The 4,374-nt window shown below is 57.2% G+C and carries 4 protein-coding genes; all 4 read right to left on the reverse strand.

The window, feature by feature from the left end; translation table 11 throughout:
- Positions 1-142: 142 nt before the first annotated feature.
- Positions 143-871: a LuxR family transcriptional regulator gene (locus NKI29_RS33185; protein WP_352798674.1), complete on the reverse strand. Its 729-nt coding sequence runs from the start codon at positions 869-871 to the stop codon at positions 143-145.
- Positions 872-1,365: 494 nt separating this feature from the next.
- Positions 1,366-2,772: an aminotransferase gene (locus tag NKI29_RS33190; protein ID WP_352798676.1), complete on the reverse strand. Its 1,407-nt coding sequence runs from the start codon at positions 2,770-2,772 to the stop codon at positions 1,366-1,368.
- 158 nt (positions 2,773-2,930) lie between these two features.
- A complete protein-coding gene (locus NKI29_RS33195; RefSeq protein WP_352798679.1) occupies positions 2,931-3,428 on the reverse strand; it encodes an Lrp/AsnC family transcriptional regulator in 498 nt (165 codons plus the stop codon).
- A 477-nt stretch (positions 3,429-3,905) separates the two neighbouring features.
- On the reverse strand, positions 3,906-4,374 hold a 469-nt coding region (locus NKI29_RS33200), incomplete at its 5' end, for a fumarate hydratase C-terminal domain-containing protein (RefSeq protein ID WP_352798678.1).

Consider the following 4,374-nt stretch of genomic DNA (forward strand, 5'->3'; position numbering starts at 1 on the left):
AGCTCGTCGCTGAACTCAGCGTAGCAATCCGGCGTGATCAACTGCATCATGATGGCCTTTCTCCCTCGCATGGATAACACCTGCGATTGAAGGCAAAGGCCGGGAGTTGATACAACCTGTGCATGTGCCCAGGTTTCGGAGATCAGGTGAAGAGAGATGGCCTGGATAGTGCAAGCCGAACGGCTGCCTGAATAGCCGTCTTCACGCCAAGCTTCTTCCTGGCGTTATCCCGATGATAGGCTGCGGTGTGCCGACTGATTCCCAAGATGCGGCCGATCTCCCACGCCGTCTTTCCGCGAGCCGCCCACTTCAGACACTCGATTTCCCTTCGCGATAGGGCAACGCCATCCACGATCCTGCCGTCGGCCAACTTGCGACAGGCATGAAGATGGAAGAAGACCGCGATGAGCTGCAGCACGCGGTCATACCGGTCAATCAGGCGGAAGAACAGTGGTCGCCTTTCATCCGAGGCGAAGGTCAGTGCTGCAAACGTACCGCTGCTGTCATGGATCGGGATCGTGAAGCCGCAGTGAATGCCAAATTGCGTCGCCTCATCCATCAATTGTCGCTGCTGCGTCGACAGTTCGAGATCAGCACCGTGCGCATCCCAGTTGAATGGTTCCTGACCACCACGCGCCTGATGGATAACCGGGTCAATCTTTTCATACCGACTGTGAAGGTAGTGAGATGTCCAGGATTGAGGGTAGGTGGAAATCAGGCGCACCTTGCGGCCCTTGCCAGGCGAAGGGAAAAGATAGGCAAAAGACGGCAAATCGAGCGAAGAGGCAATCTCGCCCAGAGCGTTGCGCAGGTCCGTCGCGTCAGCGCTGTCTGCGATCTGCTCTACAAATCTATGAAAAGCGTCTTGCATAGCTAAACTGCAGTGAGTTCTCGCCCCTCAGATACGAGCCAAGACGGGCCGGCCAAAGCGCAGCCATTCAGAGTAGAAGGCCCGGCCGGAGACTGAGCTCCGTGCCGGGCCGGTGCGCCTTGGGAGGGCGATATGCGCTCGTGACAGTTGTCCTCTTGGGTGGTTTGCACTTCAGGGTCGGGGTGTCTGTTTGCAGGCTGTTGAGGCTGCCTCCGTGGAAGAGCTCAGGCTCACGGTAGATTGCGGTCTGCGCTCTGTGAGAGTCTCACCTCTACAATTCTGCAGCAGCCCTACGTCGCCCGTCTCGGACGCCAAGGCGGCACGGTGATTTTTGGGACTGGGGTGCATTCCGGCACCGGCTCGCACAGCCTCCATGCAAGTTGCCTTTGAGAGCGAAGAGCGTGGCTTTGCACGCACCAACTCATGACGCCACTGGGCTCCCGGAGGTGATATCCTGGTCGATCCGAGTGGGAGGCGTCATCCGTTACGTCAGATCATATCGCGCCTTCCGCCTTCAGCGCGCGATAGGTCGTATCGACTGATTTCGCGGTTGCGTCGACGATGATGTCGATCTCTTTTCGGGTAATGATCAGAGGTGGGGCGAAGCCGAGGATATCGCCATGCGGCATCGCGCGGCCTATGACACCATTTTCAAACAGAGCAGCGGCGGCGCGCACGCCGACCTGAAGTCCGGGCTCGAATGGCACCCGTTCTTTTGGATCCAGCATCAGCTCCACGGCGGACAGGATGCCTACGCCGCGAACCTCGCCAACAATGGGATGTCCCTCGAGTTCGGCTTTCATGCGGGCCTGCCAGTACGGTCCGACATCCCGAACATGTTCCAAAATGTTTCTTTCCTTTATCAATTTAATATTGGCAAGCGCGGCCGCCGCGCAGAGCGTGTGACCGGAATATGTCCAGCCATGGCCAAGCGGGCCGTGCTTTTCCGTTCCTTGTTCCAACACCGACCAGACGCGGTCGCCGATAATTGACCCGGAGATGGGCAGGTAGGCTGAACTCAAGCCCTTGGCGATCGTTACGAAATCCGGACGCATGCCATAGAGATGGGAACCGAATTTCTCACCGGTTCGCGCGAAGCCGCAGACCACTTCATCGGCGATAAGAAGGATATCGTACTTGTCAAGCACCCCCTGAATCGCGGTCCAGTATCCCTTCGGGGGCGGAACGATGCCGCCGGTCCCAAGTACCGGCTCTCCGATGAAAGCTGCAACCGTCTCCGGGCCTTCGGCCAGGATAAGGGCCTCAAGTTCGTTGGCACAGCGCCTGGAGAACGCTTCCTCACTTTCACCATCATGCGCCTGCCGGTAATGGTGCGGCGTCGTCGTATGGCGCACCAAATTCAGAGGCAGGTTGAAGAAATCGTGAAAGAAGGGCAGACCTGTCAGGCTACCAGTGACAAGTCCGGACCCATGATATCCGCGATTCCGCGAGATTATCTTCTTCTTTTCAGGGCGGCCGAGGATGTTGTTGTAGTACCAGACCAGCTTGATGTTGGTTTCGTTGGCGTCAGAGCCGGAAAGACCGAAATAGACCCTTCGCATGTTCTGGCCAAAGTATTCGACGACCGCCTCCGCCAAGAGGGCAACCGGCGCCGTGCCCTGGCTGGCATAGACATGCGCGAACGGCAGTTCATGTGCTTGCCTGGCAATGGCGTCGGCTATCTCGGTGCAGCCATAGCCCATATTGACGCAATAGAGCCCGCCAAAACCGTCGAGGCTTTTTCGGCCTTCAGTATCCCAGATGTAGACGCCTTCTGCGCCGGCCATAATCCGGTTTGGCGTCTCGCCACGGCTGTGCTTGGCTAAGTGCGTGGACGGATGAAAGACGAAGCTTCGATCCTTCTCCCGGAGTTGCTCGGTTCCCAGATTGCTCAAGCTCATCGTTCCTCTCCTCGCGATTAGTCGGCGGAGGACACTCAGCCGACTCCCTAGCAGTCAGCATACCGGCAAACAGCTGACGAATTTCGCGGGAATGCACGTCTCTTGCCGACGAATTCGCGGAATCGGCACCGATCGCCGGGGAATCACGGCTTCGGAGTTTATCTTAGCCTCAGGGCGGACAAGGGGATCGGTGAATTGGATTTCACTGGTTTTGTCACGACAAGGCTGTAGTATTGATCGATACCCAAGCCTGCCTGCAGCAGTCCCTCCATGAAATCCTGATACGCAGCCATAGAAGGAGCTGAAACGCGCATCAGATAATCGATCCGCCCCCCGATAGCCCAGCAGTCAAGGATTTCCGGAAAGTCTTGGATCGCAGCCTCGAAGTGTCGTTGGTCCTCGAGACGGTGGCGATCCAACACCACCTCGACCATCACAAAAACAATGCCCCCGACGAGGGCTGGACTTAATCGCGCATAGAACCCCTCAATGATCCCTGCGGCTTGAAGCACACGGAGCCGCTCCGAACAGGCCGACGCGGAAAGGTGAACACGCTTTGCGAGCTCGCTTTTCGAAATCCGACCGTCTGACTGAATCTCTGAGAGAATCCGGACGTCCCAAGCGTCTAGTCGCACAGGGTCGGGTTTCAACTTCATGACCTTTGCTCTCAAGCCGTGGTCGACAGCGCAATCAGTGCCAACCAATTCTCGCATTAATTCAAGTGATCGAATGTAGTGGACGGCCCATTCTCGGCCCGCAATGCGCCAGATGGTTCGAACCATGGAAAGGCTGTAGAAGCATGAGGCTATCCCCCGTCGACTAAGGGGGATGATGCAGCTGGAGAGGTATAGTCGCCTTTCGGCGGCGACCTCGTCGTAAATAGATAACGCACTTTTGAATCTCCGCTGCTTTACCTGATTGCCAACCATCGACAGCACCCGAGCATCGATCGCGTGGATGGCATGGTCGATGCAGTGTTTACATCGGCGCGTTTGGCTTCGAAATGAATTGAAGGCCATTCTTCTTTGGCTCGCCGAGGAGCCTGGGCACCGCAAATGCCGCTCGTGTTACCGCTACGGCGCCTGGCCGGATGTCGCGACATGGAGTCTGGCCGGATCGCCCAGCCGGAAGACTCAAACGCCAATGTTGCGTGCGATGCTGTCGGCCGCCATGCGCTTACGCCACTCAAGAGGCCCGGAATTGTGAATAGAATTTCCCTCAACATCGACAGCCATGATGACCGGCATGTCATGCACCTCGAATTCATAGATCGCTTCCATGCCCAGGTCTTCAAAGGCAACCAGCCGCGCCGCCCTGATCGATTTTGAAATCAGGTACGCAGCGCCGCCCACTGCGATGAGATAGGGCGTTTTGTGTCTGACGATCGACTCGATGGTCAGCGGACCCCGCTCCGCTTTGCCGACCATCGCAAATAGGCCAGTCTCGGCGAGTATCTTTTCAGTAAAGACGTCCATACGGCTGGAGGTGGGGGGGGGGCGCCCCCCCCCCCCCGCCCCCAGAAAAGAAGGCCGGGCGCGCCCGCGCGTGTTTTTATTTTGTTTATTAAAAAAGAAACACAACCACACACAAAACAGAGAATAT

It is taken from the genome of Mesorhizobium sp. M0678 (genome assembly GCF_040320505.1).
Classification (GTDB): Bacteria; Pseudomonadota; Alphaproteobacteria; order Rhizobiales; family Rhizobiaceae; genus Mesorhizobium.

Bases quoted from the DNA above. Each gene is read 5' to 3' on its own strand.
- NKI29_RS33190 (WP_352798676.1), bottom strand. From the start codon at position 2,772: ATGAGCTTGAGCAATCTGGGAACCGAGCAACTCCGGGAGAAGGATCGA.
- NKI29_RS33185 (WP_352798674.1), bottom strand. From the start codon at position 871: ATGCAAGACGCTTTTCATAGATTTGTAGAGCAGATCGCAGACAGCGCT.
- NKI29_RS33195 (WP_352798679.1), bottom strand. From the start codon at position 3,428: ATGAAGTTGAAACCCGACCCTGTGCGACTAGACGCTTGGGACGTCCGG.